Annotated in this window: 18 protein-coding genes; 16 read left to right on the plus strand and 2 right to left on the minus strand. The window is 53.9% G+C overall.

Annotated features, from left to right (window positions below; all coding sequences use genetic code 11):
• The first annotated feature begins 31 nt into the window (after positions 1–31).
• The 8 genes from NYE74_RS16460 to NYE74_RS16495 all read left to right on the plus strand — a co-directional run bounded on the left by NYE74_RS16460 (position 32) and on the right by NYE74_RS16495 (position 8,597).
• The gene (locus NYE74_RS16460; RefSeq protein WP_124332679.1) at positions 32–1,033 is read left to right on the plus strand and encodes a phosphotransferase; all 1,002 of its coding nucleotides are present in this window, start codon (positions 32–34) and stop codon (positions 1,031–1,033) included.
• Between the two features lie 180 nt (positions 1,034–1,213).
• Positions 1,214–1,747: a hypothetical protein gene (locus NYE74_RS16465; protein ID WP_036622021.1), complete on the plus strand. Its 534-nt coding sequence runs from the start codon at positions 1,214–1,216 to the stop codon at positions 1,745–1,747.
• A complete protein-coding gene (locus NYE74_RS16470) occupies positions 1,740–3,245 on the plus strand; it encodes an AAA family ATPase (RefSeq protein WP_036622023.1) in 1,506 nt (501 codons plus the stop codon). The genes NYE74_RS16465 and NYE74_RS16470 overlap by 8 nt, the downstream gene beginning before the upstream one ends.
• 135 nt (positions 3,246–3,380) lie before the next feature.
• Positions 3,381–4,253 carry a 3-hydroxyacyl-CoA dehydrogenase family protein gene (locus NYE74_RS16475; protein WP_036622025.1) on the plus strand — a complete coding sequence of 291 codons (873 nt, stop codon included), beginning with the start codon at positions 3,381–3,383 and terminating at the stop codon, positions 4,251–4,253.
• A complete protein-coding gene (locus NYE74_RS16480; RefSeq protein WP_036622030.1) occupies positions 4,250–5,458 on the plus strand; it encodes an acetate/propionate family kinase in 1,209 nt (402 codons plus the stop codon). Before NYE74_RS16475 ends, NYE74_RS16480 begins: the two co-directional genes overlap by 4 nt.
• A 66-nt stretch (positions 5,459–5,524) precedes the next feature.
• Positions 5,525–6,820: an asparagine--tRNA ligase gene (asnS, locus tag NYE74_RS16485; protein ID WP_036622032.1), complete on the plus strand. Its 1,296-nt coding sequence runs from the start codon at positions 5,525–5,527 to the stop codon at positions 6,818–6,820.
• A gap of 33 nt (positions 6,821–6,853) precedes the next feature.
• Positions 6,854–7,540 carry a DnaD domain-containing protein gene (locus NYE74_RS16490; RefSeq protein WP_036622035.1) on the plus strand — a complete coding sequence of 229 codons (687 nt, stop codon included), beginning with the start codon at positions 6,854–6,856 and terminating at the stop codon, positions 7,538–7,540.
• Between the two features lie 148 nt (positions 7,541–7,688).
• Positions 7,689–8,597, plus strand: a complete 909-nt coding sequence (locus NYE74_RS16495; protein ID WP_036622036.1) for an ATP-grasp domain-containing protein — start codon at positions 7,689–7,691, stop codon at positions 8,595–8,597.
• A gap of 373 nt (positions 8,598–8,970) precedes the next feature.
• Here the strand turns inward: NYE74_RS16495 and NYE74_RS16500 are convergent, their stop codons facing one another.
• Positions 8,971–9,339 (minus strand): DUF423 domain-containing protein, encoded by a 369-nt coding sequence (locus NYE74_RS16500; RefSeq protein WP_036622037.1) that lies wholly within the window; start codon positions 9,337–9,339, stop codon positions 8,971–8,973.
• 227 nt (positions 9,340–9,566) lie between these two features.
• Here NYE74_RS16500 and NYE74_RS16505 point away from each other — a divergent pair, with 227 nt between their 5' ends.
• From NYE74_RS16505 to NYE74_RS16515, 3 genes are read left to right on the plus strand one after another with little or no spacing between them, the layout of a single operon-like run.
• Positions 9,567–10,553 carry a FecCD family ABC transporter permease gene (locus NYE74_RS16505; RefSeq protein ID WP_227872854.1) on the plus strand — a complete coding sequence of 329 codons (987 nt, stop codon included), beginning with the start codon at positions 9,567–9,569 and terminating at the stop codon, positions 10,551–10,553.
• Positions 10,554–11,567 (plus strand): FecCD family ABC transporter permease, encoded by a 1,014-nt coding sequence (locus tag NYE74_RS16510; RefSeq protein ID WP_036622042.1) that lies wholly within the window; start codon positions 10,554–10,556, stop codon positions 11,565–11,567.
• A 25-nt stretch (positions 11,568–11,592) separates the two neighbouring features.
• A complete protein-coding gene (locus NYE74_RS16515; RefSeq protein WP_036622045.1) occupies positions 11,593–12,585 on the plus strand; it encodes an iron-hydroxamate ABC transporter substrate-binding protein in 993 nt (330 codons plus the stop codon).
• Positions 12,586–12,838: 253 nt separating this feature from the next.
• Here NYE74_RS16515 and NYE74_RS16520 read toward each other — a convergent pair whose 3' ends face one another.
• Positions 12,839–13,999: an asparaginase gene (locus NYE74_RS16520; protein WP_270619981.1), complete on the minus strand. Its 1,161-nt coding sequence runs from the start codon at positions 13,997–13,999 to the stop codon at positions 12,839–12,841.
• 449 nt (positions 14,000–14,448) lie between these two features.
• On the opposite strand from NYE74_RS16520, the gene NYE74_RS16525 reads away from it, so the two are divergent.
• The 5 genes from NYE74_RS16525 to NYE74_RS16545 all read left to right on the plus strand — a co-directional run bounded on the left by NYE74_RS16525 (position 14,449) and on the right by NYE74_RS16545 (position 18,325).
• Positions 14,449–14,949: an RNA polymerase sigma factor gene (locus NYE74_RS16525; RefSeq protein WP_227872855.1), complete on the plus strand. Its 501-nt coding sequence runs from the start codon at positions 14,449–14,451 to the stop codon at positions 14,947–14,949.
• Positions 14,946–15,389: a hypothetical protein gene (locus tag NYE74_RS16530; protein WP_051985389.1), complete on the plus strand. Its 444-nt coding sequence runs from the start codon at positions 14,946–14,948 to the stop codon at positions 15,387–15,389. The genes NYE74_RS16525 and NYE74_RS16530 overlap by 4 nt, the downstream gene beginning before the upstream one ends.
• A gap of 31 nt (positions 15,390–15,420) precedes the next feature.
• Positions 15,421–16,512 (plus strand): hypothetical protein, encoded by a 1,092-nt coding sequence (locus NYE74_RS16535; RefSeq protein WP_036622052.1) that lies wholly within the window; start codon positions 15,421–15,423, stop codon positions 16,510–16,512.
• A 109-nt stretch (positions 16,513–16,621) separates the two neighbouring features.
• Complete coding sequence (locus NYE74_RS16540; RefSeq protein WP_036622054.1) at positions 16,622–17,317, plus strand: response regulator transcription factor; 696 nt, start codon at positions 16,622–16,624, stop codon at positions 17,315–17,317.
• Between the two features lie 3 nt (positions 17,318–17,320).
• The gene (locus tag NYE74_RS16545; RefSeq protein ID WP_051985390.1) at positions 17,321–18,325 is read left to right on the plus strand and encodes a HAMP domain-containing histidine kinase; all 1,005 of its coding nucleotides are present in this window, start codon (positions 17,321–17,323) and stop codon (positions 18,323–18,325) included.
• Positions 18,326–18,399: the final 74 nt, after the last annotated feature.

Here is an 18,399-nt window from a genome sequence, read left to right on the forward strand (position 1 = left end):
TTGAATTTTAATATTTTCATATTAGGAGGGCATGCGCTTGGTGAATTCCGATCAACCGCCGTGCGAGCAAAGGATTTATAACGATGTAATGAAATCGTTCCAGGATTATTTTGGATTGCGTATCCTGCAAGCAACCCCAATCAAACGCGGCTGGCTTAATTTAAAGTGGAAAGTTGAAACGGATTCCGGAGAATACGTGCTAAAACAATACAATAAGGAGAGGTACCGGCTGTACAATCCAAGCCAGCTTTCGACGGCGCTTTCCGAACAAATCAGATTATTCCGCCAAGGTATCGCCTGTCCTCAGCTTTTTACATACCAAGACCAAATCATGCTGGAGTCCGAGTGTGGGGAGAAGTTCGTGGCCATGCAATATTGCAAAGGCAAATTGATCTCTCCCGGGGAAGCCAACGCCTCCCAAATTCATGATTTGGGGAGAATGACGGGGAAAATGCACCTGCTGCTAAACGACGGGACGCTTGGAAGGGGACAGGCCCCGCAATTTATCCCGCCTAGCCGTGAGGAACGTTTGGCTCATTGGAAAGCGGTCCGGGCTGAAGCGGAATCGTCAGGCAAAACCGATATTCTCGAACCTGTCGAAAAACAACTGCTGGCCACGGAATCGGTGGATCCGCAAAGGTTTGAGGGGATCCGGCAAGGCTGGGCGCACCGCGATTTGTGGGCGGACAACCTGTTGTTCGACGATGATCGCTTATCGGCTATTTTGGATTTTGACCGGCTCAATTTTGACTATCCCTGGCTGGACGTCGCCCGGGCGGTCATGTCATGCGCCTTTCAGGAGACTTTGGACGTTTCGTTAGCCGCGGCGTTTCTTGAAGGATACGGCAAAGAATGCCCGTTGCAGGAAGGATTATTGGTCCGCTCGTTGGAACTGCTTTGGTATATGGAAAGCGCTTGGTGGATTCATGAAAACATGGATCGGCACAGCGCTCCGCCTGCCCGGTTTGCCAAAGAAATGATTTGGCTCGCCGGCCATCTGGGCGAGTTGCCGCTTCTGCTTGAGAATATGTAGCAGTCTACCCATTTAAAATTTGAAATATAGCCATACTTTTTTTCGATATTTGATAGATCATGTGATATACTCTTATTTGTGGATTTGATATAAGAAATGATATATCAAATTATATATCCGACTAAGCGACGGTTCTTGAAAAAGCAACCACTTCAGAAATATAGATAAGGGGGACATCACGTGAAACTGCGTATTGGACCAGTTGTGTCGAGTGTTGTCATTTCCGCCGTATTGCTGTTTGGCGGATGGTTCATATATCGGCAGTGGGCGATTGAGCGTCCGCTGGAAAATATCGTAAAAACTTATGATGGCGTAAACGATGTACAGTTGGACATTAAGCCGAACGAACTTGCCGTGAAGCTGGACCTCGCACCCGGGACGGATCTCGGCGATCTGGTGCGGAAAATCGAACAGGACGGAAAACGGCAAATCGGCGGACGGACGTTGAAGCTGGACGTGAAAGACCATTCTTCGCCGATTCTGGACGAGCTGTGGCAGAAAGCGCTGTTCAGCGTGGCGCAGGCGATGGAGACGAAGAAATATACGGAAATTACGTCCGCGCTGGAGCAAATGGAGCAGGCGAATTCCAAAGTGACGGCCAAGGCGGAGATGGATGAGGACAATGTTTACATTACGCTGACGGACGGACAAGCCAGCAAGTTTATCATTTTGCCGCGGACTCCACAGCGATTGGGGGCATGGCCGAATGCGTAAATGGATGGTGGAGGCGGCCATAGGATTTATTCCGGTGCTGCTATTGTTCCTGGCGATCGTTGGCTACAACGTCGTACCGCTCGTGATTTTGTTTGTTTTGTTCGGCGTGTTGTTTGCGGCGATCAAGATGCGCGGAGGCGGAATAGCGATTGGGGCGGCCCAGGAGCGGAAGCGCCGGCAGAGAGGCCCGGACAAGCTGACGTTTGAGGAAATCGGCGGCCAGGAGAGCGCCAAGCAGGAATTGCGCGAAGCGCTCGATTTTATGGTGCGCCATGAGGAAATCAGCAAATTCGGGATCCGGCCGATCAAGGGGATTTTGCTGACCGGACCTCCCGGAACCGGTAAAACGCTGCTGGCGAAAGCCGCCGCCCAGTACACCAACGCGGTGTTCGTGGCGGCTTCGGGCTCGGAATTTGTGGAGATGTATGTCGGCGTAGGCGCGAGCCGCATCCGCGAGCTGTTTAAGGAAGCGAAGATGCGCGCGGCCAAAGAAAACAAGGAGAACGCGGTCATTTTCATCGATGAGATCGAGGTGATCGGCGGCAAACGGGAAGGCGGGCAGCAGCGCGAATACGATCAGACGCTGAACCAGCTGCTGACCGAAATGGACGGAATTTATTCGTCGGACACGCCGCGCATTCTCCTGATCGCCGCGACCAACCGCAAGGAAATGCTGGACGGCGCGTTGCTCCGGCCGGGGCGGTTCGACCGTCATATTCAGGTCGATCTTCCCGACAAAAAGGGCCGGCTCCACATTTTGGAGCTGCATGGGAAGAACAAGCCGCTGCACGAAAGCGTCAGCCTGGAGAAGGTGGCCGAGGAATCGTTCGGGTTCTCGGGGGCGCAGCTCGAAAGCGTCATGAACGAGGCGGCCATCTACGCGATGCGCGAAGAGGCGGCCGAGATCATGCAGCCCCATCTGTCGATGGCGATCGATAAGGTGATGATGGGTGAGAAGACGGACCGCCAGGCGAACGAGGAAGAGAAGCGCCGGGTGGCGATTCATGAGCTTGGCCACGCGATCGCCGCCGAGGTCGTGGCTCCGGGCAGCGTGAATCAAGTGGCGCTTAGCCCGCGCGGAAGGGCGCTCGGCTATGTGCGGCATAATCCGCAGGACGAAAAGTATTTGTACACCAAAGACTATCTCGAAGGGCAAATCATGGTTGCCCTGGCCGGCGCGGCCGCGGAAGAAATTTATTACGGCGGACGCAGCACGGGCTCGAGCAACGACTTTGAGCAGGCGTTGAAAATCGTTCATACGATGATGACCTCCGGGCTGACTTCACTTGGCATCGTGAATATGGAAATGGTAACGACGGAGGTTTTGATGCATGAAAATGCGCGGATACTGGATGAGCTGGCCGCTAGAACGAAAGAAATGCTGATCCAGCATTCGGCAGTATTCGACAAATCTCTCGAAATTTTATTAATAGAAGAGCGCCTTTCGGGCGAGCAATTCCGTTGTCAATTTCGTGACAGCGTGCATTTACCGGCATAAAACATGATGCCGGTTATTTTTTTTACTTTTTCGTCATGCTAAGATATTATTATATGTTGGGTGTAAAAGATGTATTATTCGACATCTGGGGAACAATATTATGCAGAGATCATGAAAGGATGGAGCGAGAGGACCATGAATTACAAAAAAATAGGCGTCATCGGCGGCGGTACGATGGGGCAAGGCATCAGCGAAATGCTTGCGGGCAAAGGGCTCGATGTGCTGCTGGTGGAGGAAACGACCGAAAAATTGAACCATGCTTACAGCATGATTGAGACGAGTCTCGATAAAAAACTCGAAAAATGGGCGATTACGCAGGCCGAGAAAAAGCTGATTTTATCCCGGATCCACAAAGTGACTCATTTCGCCGAACTCGGCACCTGCGATATGGTCATCGAGACCATTTCGGAAGATGTGAACGCCAAAAAAGAAGTTTTCAAGCAGTTGGATCAGGTTTGCCCAAGCCATATCATTTTGGCGAGCAATACGTCGACCCTCAGCTTGACGGAAATCGCCGGTTCCACGAAATATCCGGAACGGGTGATTGGCATGCACTTTATTTATCCCGTTGCCAAAATCGATCTGGTTGAAATTATCCGCGGCCTGAAAACTTCGGACTCCACGTTCGAAGAAACGAAACGTTTCGTGGAGGAAGTTGTGGAGAAGCGCGGCATCATGGTATATGAATCCCCGGGCTTTGTTACGTCCCGGATTATTTGCGTTATGATCAATGAAGCGCTGCATGTGCTCGGCGAAGGCGTCGCTTCCGCGGAAGATATCGACGAAGCGATGCGCATGGGCTACCAATTCCAATACGGGCCGCTGGAAATGGCCGACCGCTTCGGCCTGGATTCGGTGCTGGCCGCGCTGGAACGGATGTTCCGCGAATTCGGCGAACTGAAATACCGTCCATCCTTTGTGCTGAAGAAAATGGTTCGCGCCGGCAACCTGGGCGTGAAAACGGGCGAAGGATTTTTCAAATACGATAAGGACGGTGACCGTTTGTGAAAATTTTAGTTATTAACGCGGGCAGTTCCTCGCTGAAATACCAGTTGTATGATATGACGGACGAATCCGTGTTGGCGAAAGGCCTTGTTGAACGGATCGGCATGGACTCCTCCATTTTGACCCATAAACCTACAGGGAAGGAAGAGGTTACCGAGGTCAGCGATATTTTGGAGCACACCACGGCAATGCGCAAAGTGCTGGAGAAACTTGTGGACAAAACGCACGGCGTTCTGAACTCCATCGATGAGATCGATGCGGTGGGCCACCGCGTCGTTCACGGCGGGGAAGCTTTCAAGAGCTCGGCGCTGATCACGGGGGAAGTGAAATCGGAAATCCGCCGCCTGTTCGACCTGGCGCCGCTGCACAATCCGCCAAGCATGATGGGGATTAGCGCGGCTGAAGCGAACCTGCCGAACGTACCGCACACGGTTGTATTCGACACGGCGTTTCACCAAACGATGCCGGAGAAAGCTTATCTCTACGCGATTCCGAAGGTGCTCTACAAGAAGCATAAGGTTCGCCGTTACGGCTTCCACGGTACTTCTCACGCTTACGTAAGCAAGACGGCCGCCGAATTTTTGCAGCGCCCGATCGAAGACCTGAAGATCATTACTTGCCATATCGGCAACGGCGCCAGCCTGACCGCGGTTAAAGACGGGATCTCCGTCGATACCTCGATGGGGATGACCCCGCTCGAAGGCTTGATCATGGGCACGAGAAGCGGCGACCTTGATCCGGCGATCGTTCCGTACGTGATGAACAAAGAGGAACTTACGATGAACGAAGTGAACTCGATGTTGAACAAGCACAGCGGACTTCTGGCCATTTCCGGCAGCAGCAGTGACATGCGGGACATTACGGACGGTTGGGAAGCCGGCAAGCCCAATGAAACGCTCGCGTTTGAAATGTATGAATACCGCCTGCGCAAATATATCGGCGCTTATGCGGCGGCGATGAACGGCGTCGACGTGATCGTCTTTACCGCTGGGGTCGGCGAAAATTCGGCGATCGTCCGCGAGGCGGTGTGCCAAAACCTCACTTATCTTGGGGTCGAAATCGACAAAGAGCTGAACAAGGTTCGTTCCGGCGATCCGCGCCGCATCTCCACGCCGAATTCCAAAGTCGAGGTTCTGGTCGTGCCGACGAACGAAGAGCTGATGATCGCCCGCGACACGCTCCGGATCGTGCAGGAATCGAAGGGCTGATTGCCGAACATACAAAGGAGTATAAGTTAAATATCCATATTGCGACGTTAGAGGAGAGATAAAGACATGGCGATCAAAACCGTGATTCGTCAAGTGAATGAGCATGTCGGAGAGACCGTCGTCATCGGCAGTTGGCTGAACAATAAACGCTCCAGCGGAAAAATCCAGTTTCTGCAGCTGCGGGACGGTACGGGATACATCCAGGCGGTCGTCGTGAAAAACGAAGTGTCCGAGGAAACCTGGAACGCCGCCAAAAGCTTAACCCAGGAATCCTCGCTGTACGTGACGGGCGTGATTCGCGAGGAGCCGCGCAGCAAGTCCGGTTACGAAATGACGGTAACGGGCCTGGAAATCATTCATTTGACCGAAGACTATCCGATAACGCCAAAGGAACATGGCGTCGATTTCTTGATGGACCATCGTCATTTATGGCTCCGTTCCAGCAAACAGCGGGCGATCATGGTCATCCGCGCGGAGATCATCCGCGCCGTGCAGCAGTTTTTTGACCAAAACGGATTTACATTGGTTGATCCTCCGATTTTGACGCCAACCTCCGCGGAAGGCACAACCAACCTGTTCCATACGAAATATTTCGATGAAGACGCCTATCTGACGCAAAGCGGACAGCTTTACATGGAGGCGGCCGCCATGGCTCTGGGCAAAGTGTACTCTTTCGGTCCGACGTTCCGGGCCGAGAAATCGAAAACGCGGCGCCATTTGATCGAATTTTGGATGATTGAACCGGAAATGGCGTTTACGGATCATGAAGAAAGCTTGGTGATCCAGGAGAATTTCGTTACCCATGTCGTCCGGTCAGTGCTGACAAACTGCCGCGCCGAGCTGGAGACATTGGAACGCGATATCTCCAAACTGGAGAACATCCAAGCTCCGTTCCCGCGGATTACCTACGATGAAGCGATTGAATATTTGCATACGCAGGGCTTCGACATTCCTTGGGGCGAGGATTTCGGAGCGCCGCACGAAACGGCGATCGCGGAACGTTACGACAAGCCGGTGTTTATTACGCATTATCCGGCGGCGATCAAGGCGTTTTACATGAAACCGGACCCGAACCGGCCGGAAGTGGTGCTGTGCGCCGATATGATTGCGCCGGAAGGATACGGCGAAATTATCGGGGGCTCCCAGCGGATCGACGATCCGGAATTGATGGAGGACCGGTTCCGGGAGCATAACCTGTCTCCGGAAACCTATCAGTGGTACCTGGATTTGCGGAAGTATGGCTCGGTGCCGCACTCCGGATTCGGGCTTGGCCTCGAACGCACCGTCGCCTGGATTTGCGGACTTGACCATGTGCGGGAGACGATTCCGTTCCCGCGTATGCTGTATCGTTTGTATCCGTAACGGACGGCGGAAGAGGAAGGTGGGACAAGGGCGATGGCCGATAGTAAAAAATCGCTGATGAAGGGCATCGCTTTGGGGATGCGCAGCGGATCCGTGACTGTGCCTTATCCGCTGCTGGTCCATTACCGCGATCTTCATTTAAGCGATACGGAAGCGATGCTGCTGATCCAATTGCTGGCGTTCCAGCAGGCCGAACAAAACGATTTTCCTTCGATGGAGCAATTGGAGCGGCGGCTGGATATCGCCCCCGGAGGGCTTGCCGCCGTTTTGCGCCGCCTGCTGAAGGAAGGCTGGATCAGCATCGATGAAACGGTCGATGAGATTACGGGAGTTCAGGCGGAGCGCTACAATTTATCGGGGATGTACGAGCGGCTGGGCCAATTTCTCGCGGAAAGGCAAAGCTCCTTGGAAAGGGACCTGCTTCGGGAAGAGCTCGGGGCCGAGCCGCCGGAAGGCCAGGAGCGCAATCTGTTCGTCATTTTCGAGAAAGAATTTGCCCGCCCGTTGTCTCCGATGGAATGCGAAACGATCTCCGGCTGGGTGGACCAGGATCAATATCCGGAAGAGCTCATTTTGCTGGCTTTGAAGGAAGCCGTGTTTGCCGGGAAAGTGCATTTCCGTTACATTGACCGTATTCTGCTTGAATGGAGCCGCAACCGCGTTCGGACGGCGGAGGACGCAAGAGCCTACACGCAGCGGTTTCGCGGCGGCATGCGATAACAAAGGAAGAAGAGACCCTCGCTTTCGGAAGAAAGCGGGGGTCTTTTTTTTGCATTTTACATGAATCTTGATTTAAAAACATACTAGTAACTATCTATCATCGTATGATGGGATCGGGAGATTGTAAATTTAACTGGAGGTCGTTCGTATGCAAGGCTGGATCATTTACAAAAGCTCCGCCAATGATGTAAAGCCGGAAACCTATGAAATAAAACGGCTGATGGAAGAGGCTGAAAAGCAAGGGGTCAATGTGCGGGTGTTTACTCCGGAACAGTTTGAATTGATCGTGACCCGGGACGATCGCAAAAGCGTGATGGTGGGCGGGGAAGTGCTGCAGCTGCCCGATTTCGTGCTGCCGAGGATGGGTGCGGGAACGAATTATTTCGCGTTGGCGCTGATCCGCCACTTGGAGCGGCTGGGGGTGCGCACGTTTAATTCGTCACAAAGCATCGACACGGTCAAAGACAAGCTTTTCACCCTGCAAATCTTAGCCGAATACAATTTGCCCGTCCCGAAAACGATGCTGATCCGCTCGAAAGTGGATGTGGACCTGGTTGAGAAGCATTTGGGTTTCCCGGTTGTCGTCAAGACGATTTCCGGCTCGCAGGGGAGCGGCGTGTTTTTGGCGGAAACGAAATCGAAATTCATCGATTTGCTGGAGATGATCAACGCTTATAAAGAAAATGCCACGATGATCCTTCAGGAATTCGTCGAGTCCAGCCGGGGAATGGACCTGCGCGTACTGACGATCGGCGGGCGCGTCGTTGCGGCGATGAAGCGGATGTCCGGCAACGACAGCTTTAAGGCAAACTATTCCCGCGGCGGGTCGGTCGAGCCGTTTGAAATCAACCCGGAAATCGAGTGGCTGGCGCTGGAGACCGCAAGGCTGCTAAACCTTGACATTGCCGGCATCGACCTGCTGTTCGACGGAGACCATTACAAAATTTGCGAAGCTAATTCCTCCCCGGGATTTGAGGGGCTTGAATCCTGCTGCCGGGCCAATATCGCCGAGGAGATCTACAATTTTTTGCGGGTGCGGTTGAACGTGTTTGAATAGGATTAAATTCGGATCGAGAGGGGGACTCGAGAGAGGGACGAGGGACGCTGCCTCGCTGCCTGCGCGCTTTTGCGGAGACCGCTTTGAAATAGCGTATTTTTATGTGCTTATTATTCGGATATGAGCACGTTTATCCCTATTAGCGGATTTTTTTGCACTTATTCCCTATGAAAGGTGCGGAACTGGGGCATTTCCTTGCGTTTCCAGAAAAATAGCGCCATAAAACGCCTCTATTTCCTCTCAAATGGATAGATATGACCGGAATAGAGACATTTTTTGCCTTTATGCTTTTGCTGGAGCTTCTATTGCCGCCGGAGTGAATTTCTCCGGCGGTTTTTTGTGCCTTCTTGCTTTTGTTCAAGTTGACCGGGGTTTATCCCTGAATTGCCGCCACCGCGAAAATGGCCCACCCGATCAGGAAGCACACGCCGCCGAGCGGCGTGATCGCGCCAAGCTTACGGATGCCCGTCAGGCTTAGGGCATACAGGCTGCCGGAGAACAACACGATCCCGGCAAGCAGAAACCAGCCGGCCAGGACGATCTGCGAGGCGTGCGCAGACTGAGCGGCGGCAAGCCCCAGCAGCACCAGCCCCAAACCGTGGGCGATATGATATTGGACGCCGGTTTGGTATGTCTTCTGCTGCTCCCCGGTGAGGATTTTTTTCAAGGCATGGGCGCCGAACGCGCCTAGAGCCACGGCGATAAACATCATGATTCCGCCAAGCGCAAGCAATGTTTGCACGACTGATCACCTCGTTACTATATTACTCTACTGCAGATATGGGAGCAATCGGTAAAAATAAATGGCTTGTCGTTCATGGGCAGCCAAGCTATAATTGATCATGATAATCATTATCAACATCATGTACATGGATTTACGCTTAAGCATCTGGGGTTCCAGCTCTAAAATTGGGAAAGGGTAGGATTCGGTTTCACCATGAAAAGACCATGAAAATACCAGGAAACGTAATGCGCATAAGTTTTTGCTACCTGGCTGCTGTATCGATATTGCTCGTTACGATGTTCCTCGCCATATCATATGGGGCTAAAGAGATGACGCTGGGTACGGTGTATTCGGCCATTTTTCGTTATGATCCATCCGTTACCGCGCATCAAATCATCCATGATTTGCGGCTGCCCCGGGTATTTGGAGCGGCGCTGGTAGGCGCGGCTTTGGCGGTGGCCGGCGCGTTGATGCAGGGGATTACGCGCAATCCGCTGGCGGACACGGGGATTTTTGGGATCAACGCAGGATCGGCCTGCATGGTAGCTGTAAGTTTCGCCTTTTTGCCGGGGCTTTCTTATTCCTGGCTCATGCTGTTGTCCTTTGCGGGGGCTGCCGCGGCCTGTCTGATCATTACGGCGCTGGCTGCCTTGTCCGCCGGCGGAATGACCTCGCTGCGCCTGACGGTTGCGGGGACGGTAATGGCTTCGATCCTTAGTTCGGTCAGCAGTGGCATCGCCATTTATTTTGACCTTAACCAGGATCTCGCCTTCTGGTACGCCGGAGGCGTGGCCGGCGTGACCTGGGAACATCTTCGCGTGCTTTCGCCGGTCATCGTTTTAACGCTGCTCGGGACTGTTGCGTTAGGCAGACCTTTATCTTTTTTGGCTTTGGGCGAAGAGTCCGCCGCCAGTTTGGGCGTAGAGATCGGAAGAATCCGGCTGCTCGGCATGGCGGCGGTCGTCATCCTGGCCGGTTCCGCCGTGTCCGTGGCGGGATCGATCAGCTTTGTCGGCCTGGCGGTTCCGCATATCGTCAGAAAACTGGCCGGCGTAGACTACCGCAACATTATCGGGTTATCGGCTTTGCTGGGGCCGGTGCTGCTGCTGTGGGCCGATTTCGGAGCCCGCATGATCAATCCGCCGCGCGAGCTGGCGATCGGTATTCTCGTGGCCATCGTCGGCGTGCCCTTCTTTTTGTACCTCGCCCGGCAGGAAAGGAGGGAGCTGTAAATGGCGGCAAACCGTTTGCGGCGCGCTGTGGCGGCGGGCATCGTTTTATTTGGAATCGCGGCCGCGGTGGTGCTGATCAGCATCAATACCGGAACAATCCGCTTGTCTCCCGCGGCGGTGGCGCGAACGCTGTTTGGAGACGGTACGGCGGAGGAAAATTTGATTCTCTTCGATTACAGGCTGCCGCGAATTATCATCACGATCCTGGCGGGAGCGGGGTTGAGCATTGCGGGGGCCGTTCTGCAGGGGATATCGCGCAATGCGCTGGCCGATCCCGGGATCCTCGGCATTCATTCCGGCGCGGCGTTTGGCCTGATGGTGTTCGTTTCTTTTTTTCGGACGATGGAAGGTCCGTTATCGCTGTTTATTCCGCTGTTTGCCTTCGCCGGCGGCCTGGTCGCCGCGCTGGTCATTTTTGCCGTTGCTTACGACCGGCACCGCGGCATCGTCCCGATCCGCTTGATTTTGGTAGGGATTTGCATCGGCGCGGGGCTCAGCGCTTTAACGCTGATGTTGTCGCTTCATCTGGACGAAACGACTTATGCGTTTGCGGCCCGCTGGCTCGCGGGAAGCGTCTGGGGGAGGGAGTGGGTTCATGTCTGGACCCTGCTGCCCTGGATCGCCGTTTTGACGCCGATCGTATATTTAAACTCCCGTACGATGGATGCGTTTGGGTTGGGAGACGAATTGGCGGTCGGCGTCGGCACGAAGCTGACGTTCAAGCGCATGATGCTCTTGCTGCTGGCGGTCGCTTTATCCAGCATCAGCGTCGCCACGGTAGGCGGTATCGGCTTCATCGGCCTGATCGCCCCGCATATCGCCAAGCGGCTGGCCGGTCCGGCGCACCGACATTTCCTGCCTTTGGCCGCGCTGATCGGCGTCATTATCCTGACCGGCGCCGATACGGCCGGAAGGGCGTTGTTTCAGCCGGTTTCCATTCCGGCGGGCGTGGTCGTTTCGCTGATCGGGGGGCCTTATTTTCTTTATTTGCTGTTTCGTTCCAAACATGAATAGATTTATCGGGAGGTCTTCTTGGAAAATGAAAAAAATGTTCAGTATGCTGCTTGCTTTAATGTTCATCATGGGGGTACTTACGGCCTGCGGCGGTGCCGCCAAATCGGCGGCGCATTTGGAGGGCCAGCCGGCCGCAAACGGTTCGGGCAATCGGACAGGCGGAAATCCGAAAGGGGACGGACCGTCTTCGTCGGGCGCCGATCTCGTCATCGATCCTTCGACCGCCAAGATCGCCTCAATGTCCATCCATATTACCAATAATTTGCTGGCTCTGGGGATTAAACCGGCCGGTTCGGTCATCGGCGGAGATGTGAAGGATTTTCTGCCTCATGTGAAGGAGCGGCTGGAAGGGACGGTTAAATACGGCGTCGTTGCCGACCCGGATATGGAAGCGCTGCTGGCCAGCAAACCGGATTATATTTTCATCGATTCCACGTATTCGGGAGCGGACCTCGCCAAGTTCGAAAAAATCGCGCCTACGATCTCCATCAATCTGGATGAGGGCACCTGGCGCGACCATTTAAAGCAAATTGCCGGATACTTCGGCCGCGAGGCGGAAGCGGAGAGCTTTATCGCCGATTATGACGCCAAAGCGCAGCGGGTAAGCGAAAAGATCAAAGCCAAGCTGGGCGAAAACGCCAAGGTGATGGCCGTTCGAATGACCGCCAAGGAATTGCGCGTGATGAGCACCGCCAGACCGCTCGGTCCGATCTTGTTCAAGGATCTGGGGCTAAGCATGGCGGACGGCGTGGACAAAATTTCCGCAGATGAGCCTTATGAAGTGATTTCCAAAGAGGTGTTGCCCGATTTTGACGCCGACGCGATATTTGTTATCGTCAGCAGCGGCAACGAAGCGGCCGCCAATTTTGCGGAACTGGAAAAAAACGCGGTTTGGCAAAATTTAAAAGCGGTGAAGCAAAAACACGTTTACGTGCTGGACGGCCAAAAATGGTTGGATTACTCGTCCCTCGGCCAGACAATGGCTTTGGATAACGCGGAGCAGCTGTTTAACAAATAGCTCCCGGATTTCGATATCGAACGTTTAAGCCAAAAGACCGCCCCGAACGACTTATCGCGTTCAGGGCGGTTTCGTTTACTTCCGGTTGTGCCGTTCCGTCCGGAGCGAGTCATGGACGGCCGCGGGGAGCAGCAGCGCCGCGGCGAGGCTAACGGCCAGCATGATTTTGAGACGGCTCGATTTTTCCCGGCGCATATAGCGATTCCCTCCTTTACAGGCTGCGCGTTCGCCCTCTTGCAGCGGTATGATCCGGTTATTTTTCCGGAAGTTCGATTTGTCCGTAGCCGATCGTTGTAAACCAGTCTTTGACCGTGTCGAAGTCGCTTGTAAAGGACAGGCAGAGCAAGAGCAGGATGCGGGCGTGCGCCGCGTTCAGGTTGTCGCCGGCGATGATGCCGTCGCCGCTCGAGTAATTGCTGCCCGAGCCGGTGCGGGTCGTCGTGACGAATACGACGCCTTTTTCGATCGCGGCTTTACGCTCTTCGCTCATCGCTTTGGAAATGCCGCCGGCGCCCGTTCCGGCGGTGACGATCCCTTTGGCTCCGCCCGCCACAAAACCGCTGATCGCCCCGGGGCCGGCATCCTGATAGGAGTAGGCGATTTCGACCTTGGCCAGATCGGCTTTGGAGATTTTGCCCGGGTCAAACGGCGTGGCCCATTCGCTTGCCGGCTTCAACGCCCGAAAGGGGGCGCGGTACACGCGGATGTTGTTTTCATCGATATATCCAAGCGCCCCGATCTCCGGTGTTACGAAGGTGTCGGTCCGGTAGGAATTCGTTTTGGTCACGTCGCGGGCGGCATGGAATTCGTCGTTCAGCATCAGCACGGTGCCGAAATATTTCGTTTTCCCGCTGGCCGCGAGCTTGATCGCGTTGTACAGGTTGGCCGGAGCATCCGTGCCGATAACGGTCCACGGTCTCATCGATCCGGTGACGACAACCGGTTTCGGACTGCGTACGGTCAGATCAAGGAAATAGGCGATTTCCTCCATGGTGTCCGTTCCGCTCGTTACGACGACGCCGTCCTGGGTTTTAAGCGCTTCGTCAACTTTTAAGGATAGATCGTATAATTGCTCAATCGTATAGGCGCTGGACCCGGAATTGCCGAATTGATAAGTGGTGACTTCGGCGATTTGCTCTTTATTCGGGAGGGAAGCGACCAGATCGGCGATCGGCAGCGAGCCGGCCTTATAGGTCTGAAAGCTCGTTTTATCCGTGGATAATCCGGCGAGCGTTCCGCCGGTGGCGATCACCTGAACTTTGGGCAGTTCTTTGGCCGCTTCGGTTGCCGCTGTGGCGTTTACGGCCGCTTCGGCGGCGGAAGCGGGAGAAAGGTACAGATTAGGCAGCAGAGCGGTTACGGCAAGTCCGGCAACCAATAAATTTTTTAAATTTCGGGAACTCCATTTCTTCATTCGATCAGCCTCCAAGATGTGTGATCAAGTTAATGGCATGTAATGTATAATGACATAATATGTGTTAACTTGAAACGATTATAGATTTATGTCAGGTTTTTTGACAAACTGCTTATGGTTTGAAGTAAGCGGTTAAAATCCGTATTTTTAAGTTAAATCGGCTAATTTACTTTAATTTATGCATGGAGGAATGAATGGTTCAGTTTTAGGGTCGTTTTTTTATGTTAGATAAACTCACATAATAACTAATGCGAATAAGGTTTATTTAGGAAAATTCTTTTGGGGTGCACAGGATATACCTATAAGATTGTAGAAAATCGGCGTTCTTAAACGTTAATTAAAAAAGAGTGCAGGGGCAGAAAGAACGGCCGACGTCTATTGTTAGGGAGGAGGGGAGAGCGATTGACGAAGCGTCGTTTATTTTAAGATTCCGGCAGGGGGATCGCAGCGTGTTCCGCTGGCTGGTTCAGGAGTATGGAACCTACATCTACCGCGTAACTTACTCGGTGCTGCACGATGCCAAAGAAGCGGAGGATGCCGCTCAGGAGACCTTCCTGCAAATCTATAAATCCCTCCCGGAATACCGGTCCCAGGGGCTTAAAACCTGGATGACGCGCATCGCCGTCAACAAGGCGATCGATCTGAAGCGGCGCCGCGACCGCCGCAAGGAAGAGCACTGGGATCCGGCCGATTTGGCTGTAAAGCTTCCCGTTCAGGATGACGAGATTTTGCTTAAATTAATGGATGCGGAACGAAACCTGGAGCTTCGCCGCAAAATCGCCGAGCTTCCGGAGGGACACCGCGAAATCGTGACGGAGTTTTATTTGAAGGGAAAAAGCCATGAACAAATTGCCGCGGACCTGAGCCTTGCGGTAAAAACGGTGGAATCGAGGCTGTACCGGGCCAGGGCATACATACGCCGGCATTGGACAAGGGAGGGATGGGGATGAGCGTGGAGAAGAAAATGGACCGCCGGCTGTGGATCGATTATGTTCGCGGGAACGTGGAAGCCGGGACGGCGGAGCGGATGGAGGCGCTGCTGCTCGGCGATGAGGCGGCTTTTGCCGCTTATGGGGAAGCTTTGTCATCCCTCGAACAGGAGCTGCCGCAACCTGTGGACGAGCGTGCGTTTATGCGAAGCGTGCTCGCGGCGCTGCCGGAAACGGAGCCGCGGTACATGGATAAGCAAGCCAAACGCTGGAGCAGGCATCCTCTGTTTCATTATATGATCGCCGCGTCCGTGACCGTGCTGCTGCTTAGCGGCGGCTTTTTTGACCGGCTTGCCGCCGGCGCAAACCATATGATGGACTTGAACTGTTCGCAGGACGCTTCGATCAGCCGGCAAATGATGGATGCCGCTTCGGGCTGGCTTGACAAATGGAAACGATAAACATTCAGACAGGTAGAAAGGATGAATACACATGCCGTATGAGCGCAATCGGCTGCTCGGTTTGCTGTTGAATTTTATCCCGGGTTTGGGCCATTTATATTGGGGGAACCGGGGGAGAGGAGTTTTTTATTCAGTTTGCTTTTTTGGAGGATCGCTGTTTGGTTTTACAGTGGCGCTCATGACCGGTGCTGAGGATTTGGCACTGTTAACCTTTGTTTTGACGGTAGTTCTTTGGCTGATTTCGATGGCCGATCTGCTCATTTCCATGCTTCGCGAGCCGGCGGAAGTGAAGGCTTATCGCGATCATATGCGGCAGATGTCCGGAGAAGGGCGGGAGTCGGAAAAATTTTTCACGATTCTGCTGTCGTTCGTACCGGGCTTGGGGCATTTTCAGCTTGGGCTGATGCAGCGGGGTTTGTCGTTTCTGGTCGCTTTTTTCGGATTGATTACGGTCTTGATTTTCGTTACGAGCGTTACCCATGAATCGGGATTTCTGCTGTTTTTGGGCCTATTGCCGATCATCTGGCTTTACGCCATGTTTGATGCGGTGCAGTTGGTGCACCGGAAGCTGGCCGGGGAAATAATCGTCGACCGCACTTTGCTGGATGATTGGGAATCCGGGCGGATCGAAGGGCGCCGCAGCAAAGTGCTGGCCACGCTGCTGTCCGCTTTCCCCGGCGCCGGCCAAATGTACCTGGGCCTGCAAAAACGCGGCCTGCAAATGATGGTGCTGTTCATAGGGAGCTTCTACATCATCGACATACTGCGGTTGTCGGTATTTCTGTTCCTTATTCCGATCATTTGGTTTTATTGCTTTTTTGACGGCCTGCAGCAAACGAGCCGCTACGGCATTTTGCCGATGGAGGACAGGCCGCTTATTGAAACCGGGGGAAATCATCAGCATTTGCTGGGCATCGTTCTAATCGTGCTGGGGATCTATTTTATCGGCATGGAGCTGATCGTACCGGCGATCGACGCCCAGTTCCCCGAGCTTAGGCTTCACAGCCGGATTCGCGAATATTTGCGCCCGCTCGTTGTGGCCGTGGTTCTGATCGGCGGCGGATTGAAACTGCTGCTCAAACCGAAGCGGCGAGACCATCTCTGGAGCGGCGAGGATTTGTGATAGATTAGAGAGATTTTTGCCCTAGTGGCGGGAATCTCTCTATTTTCTTTTCATAGTCCGAATTTGTTACAATGCAAAAGTAGGTCCTGCTAAAAAGGAGAATCGAGCGATGTTTAAAATATTTATCGTCGAGGATGACAAACAGCTTGTAGTCTTGTTGGAGCAATATTTGCACAAGTTCGGCTACGGCACTTTTGCGGTAACGGATTTCGGCGCAGTGAAAGAGGAGTTCGAGCGCTACGCTCCCCATCTCGTGCTGCTGGACGTGAACCTGCCGAAATATGACGGGTATTACTGGTGCCGCCAGTTCCGTAACTTATCCACCTGCCCGATCGTGTTTTTATCGGCGAGAGAAGGAAAAATGGATCAAGTGATGGCGCTGGAAAACGGCGGGGACGACTACATCACCAAACCGTTTGATTACGACATCGTTATCGCCAAAATCAAAAGCCAGCTGCGCCGCGCGTACGGAACGTACGCCGGAAACGGGAATGAACGCCACGTCACGGCGGCAGGGTTGCGCCTGGATCGCGACCGGCTGCAGCTCAGCCTGGGCGAGAACCGGGTGGAGCTCAGTTTGACCGAAATGAAAATATTGAATGAATTGATGAGCAAAAGCGAACAGGTGGTCAGCCGCGACCGGCTGCTAGAGAAGATATGGGACGACCAGGCTTTCGTCGACGACAATACGCTGAACGTTTACGTCACCCGGGTGCGCAAAAAGCTGTCCGCGTTAGGCATCGACGATGCGCTGCGAACCGTGCGCGGCCAAGGCTACCGGCTGGCGCCGAACTGGGGGGAATAGGGAATGCGCCTGTTTATGCGGGAGCAGCGTCCGCTGATCGCGGTATATGCGCTGCAGCTCATCGTAATCACGCTCGTATACTGGCTGGACGGCTACCGCCATTGGACGATCAGCTTGTATGCGGCGCTGCTGAGCACTTGCTTGTTGGCCGCCTACCTCGTTTTCCGCTACGTAACGAACCGGTCGTTTTACCGCCGGTTGGAGGATCCGCGCGCGGCGATTCGCGGGTTTGGCGAAGCAGAGCCGGGCTCGCCGTTGTCCGACAGTTTGCAGCAGCTGCTGAAAACGCAGCACCGTTATTATTTGGCGGAAATCAGTGAACAGCAGAGCAAAATCGAGGGACATCGGCATTTTATCAATCAATGGGTGCATCAGATGAAGACGCCTTTGTCCGTGATTCATTTGATGGTGCAAAACGACGACGACCCCAAAGCGGTGGCGATCGGCGACGAGGTGGACCGGCTGCGCAAAGGCTTGGAGATGGTGCTTTATACCGCCCGTTTGGACACGTTTGAGCATGATTTTCTGGTCGAAACGCTTGATTTGGAGCAGCTTGTGAGGTCGGTGGTTTCAGCGCAAAAACGTCTGTTCATCCGGCGCAAAGTGTTTCCGGTGATCGAGATGGAAAAAACGCTAACGATCGCTTCCGACGAAAAATGGCTGTCGTTCGTGCTGACGCAAATCGTAACGAACGCCGTGCGTTATACGACCGAGGAAAACGGCAAAATCCGCTTCCGCGGGTTTGCCCGGGGGCGCGAGGCGGTGCTGGAAATTGCCGACGAAGGCGTGGGCATACCGGAGAGCGATTTGCCGCGGGTGTTTGACGCCTATTTTACCGGGGAAAACGGACGGAGTTTCCAGGAATCCACCGGGATGGGCCTGTACCTCGTCAAACAGGTTTGCGGCAAATTGGGGCACCGGGTGGAGCTGGAGTCCCGGGCCGGCCGTGGAACGACGGTGCGGATCGTGTTTTTCGGAATCGTTCAATCTTACAACCCTGTAAGGTAACTGTAAGATTGAGCCATGGTGCCGGGCGCGGCCGTCTTTATATAATGGAGACATCCCACCGAAGTAAAGGAGTT

Source organism: Paenibacillus sp. FSL P4-0127 (assembly GCF_038007325.1).
GTDB lineage: Bacteria > Bacillota > Bacilli > Paenibacillales > Paenibacillaceae > Fontibacillus > Fontibacillus macerans.

What these genes read in the sequence shown, in the direction of transcription:
- NYE74_RS16460 (WP_124332679.1), top strand. Translation starts at nt 32, where the DNA reads ATGCGCTTGGTGAATTCCGATCAACCGCCGTGCGAGCAAAGGATTTAT.
- NYE74_RS16470 (WP_036622023.1), top strand. Translation starts at nt 1,740, where the DNA reads ATGCGTAAATGGATGGTGGAGGCGGCCATAGGATTTATTCCGGTGCTG.
- NYE74_RS16475 (WP_036622025.1), top strand. Translation starts at nt 3,381, where the DNA reads ATGAATTACAAAAAAATAGGCGTCATCGGCGGCGGTACGATGGGGCAA.
- asnS (WP_036622032.1), top strand. Translation starts at nt 5,525, where the DNA reads ATGGCGATCAAAACCGTGATTCGTCAAGTGAATGAGCATGTCGGAGAG.
- NYE74_RS16490 (WP_036622035.1), top strand. Translation starts at nt 6,854, where the DNA reads ATGGCCGATAGTAAAAAATCGCTGATGAAGGGCATCGCTTTGGGGATG.
- NYE74_RS16495 (WP_036622036.1), top strand. Translation starts at nt 7,689, where the DNA reads ATGCAAGGCTGGATCATTTACAAAAGCTCCGCCAATGATGTAAAGCCG.
- NYE74_RS16505 (WP_227872854.1), top strand. Translation starts at nt 9,567, where the DNA reads ATGCGCATAAGTTTTTGCTACCTGGCTGCTGTATCGATATTGCTCGTT.
- NYE74_RS16510 (WP_036622042.1), top strand. Translation starts at nt 10,554, where the DNA reads ATGGCGGCAAACCGTTTGCGGCGCGCTGTGGCGGCGGGCATCGTTTTA.
- NYE74_RS16515 (WP_036622045.1), top strand. Translation starts at nt 11,593, where the DNA reads ATGAAAAAAATGTTCAGTATGCTGCTTGCTTTAATGTTCATCATGGGG.
- NYE74_RS16520 (WP_270619981.1), bottom strand. Translation starts at nt 13,999, where the DNA reads ATGAAGAAATGGAGTTCCCGAAATTTAAAAAATTTATTGGTTGCCGGA.
- NYE74_RS16530 (WP_051985389.1), top strand. Translation starts at nt 14,946, where the DNA reads ATGAGCGTGGAGAAGAAAATGGACCGCCGGCTGTGGATCGATTATGTT.
- NYE74_RS16535 (WP_036622052.1), top strand. Translation starts at nt 15,421, where the DNA reads ATGCCGTATGAGCGCAATCGGCTGCTCGGTTTGCTGTTGAATTTTATC.
- NYE74_RS16540 (WP_036622054.1), top strand. Translation starts at nt 16,622, where the DNA reads ATGTTTAAAATATTTATCGTCGAGGATGACAAACAGCTTGTAGTCTTG.
- NYE74_RS16545 (WP_051985390.1), top strand. Translation starts at nt 17,321, where the DNA reads ATGCGCCTGTTTATGCGGGAGCAGCGTCCGCTGATCGCGGTATATGCG.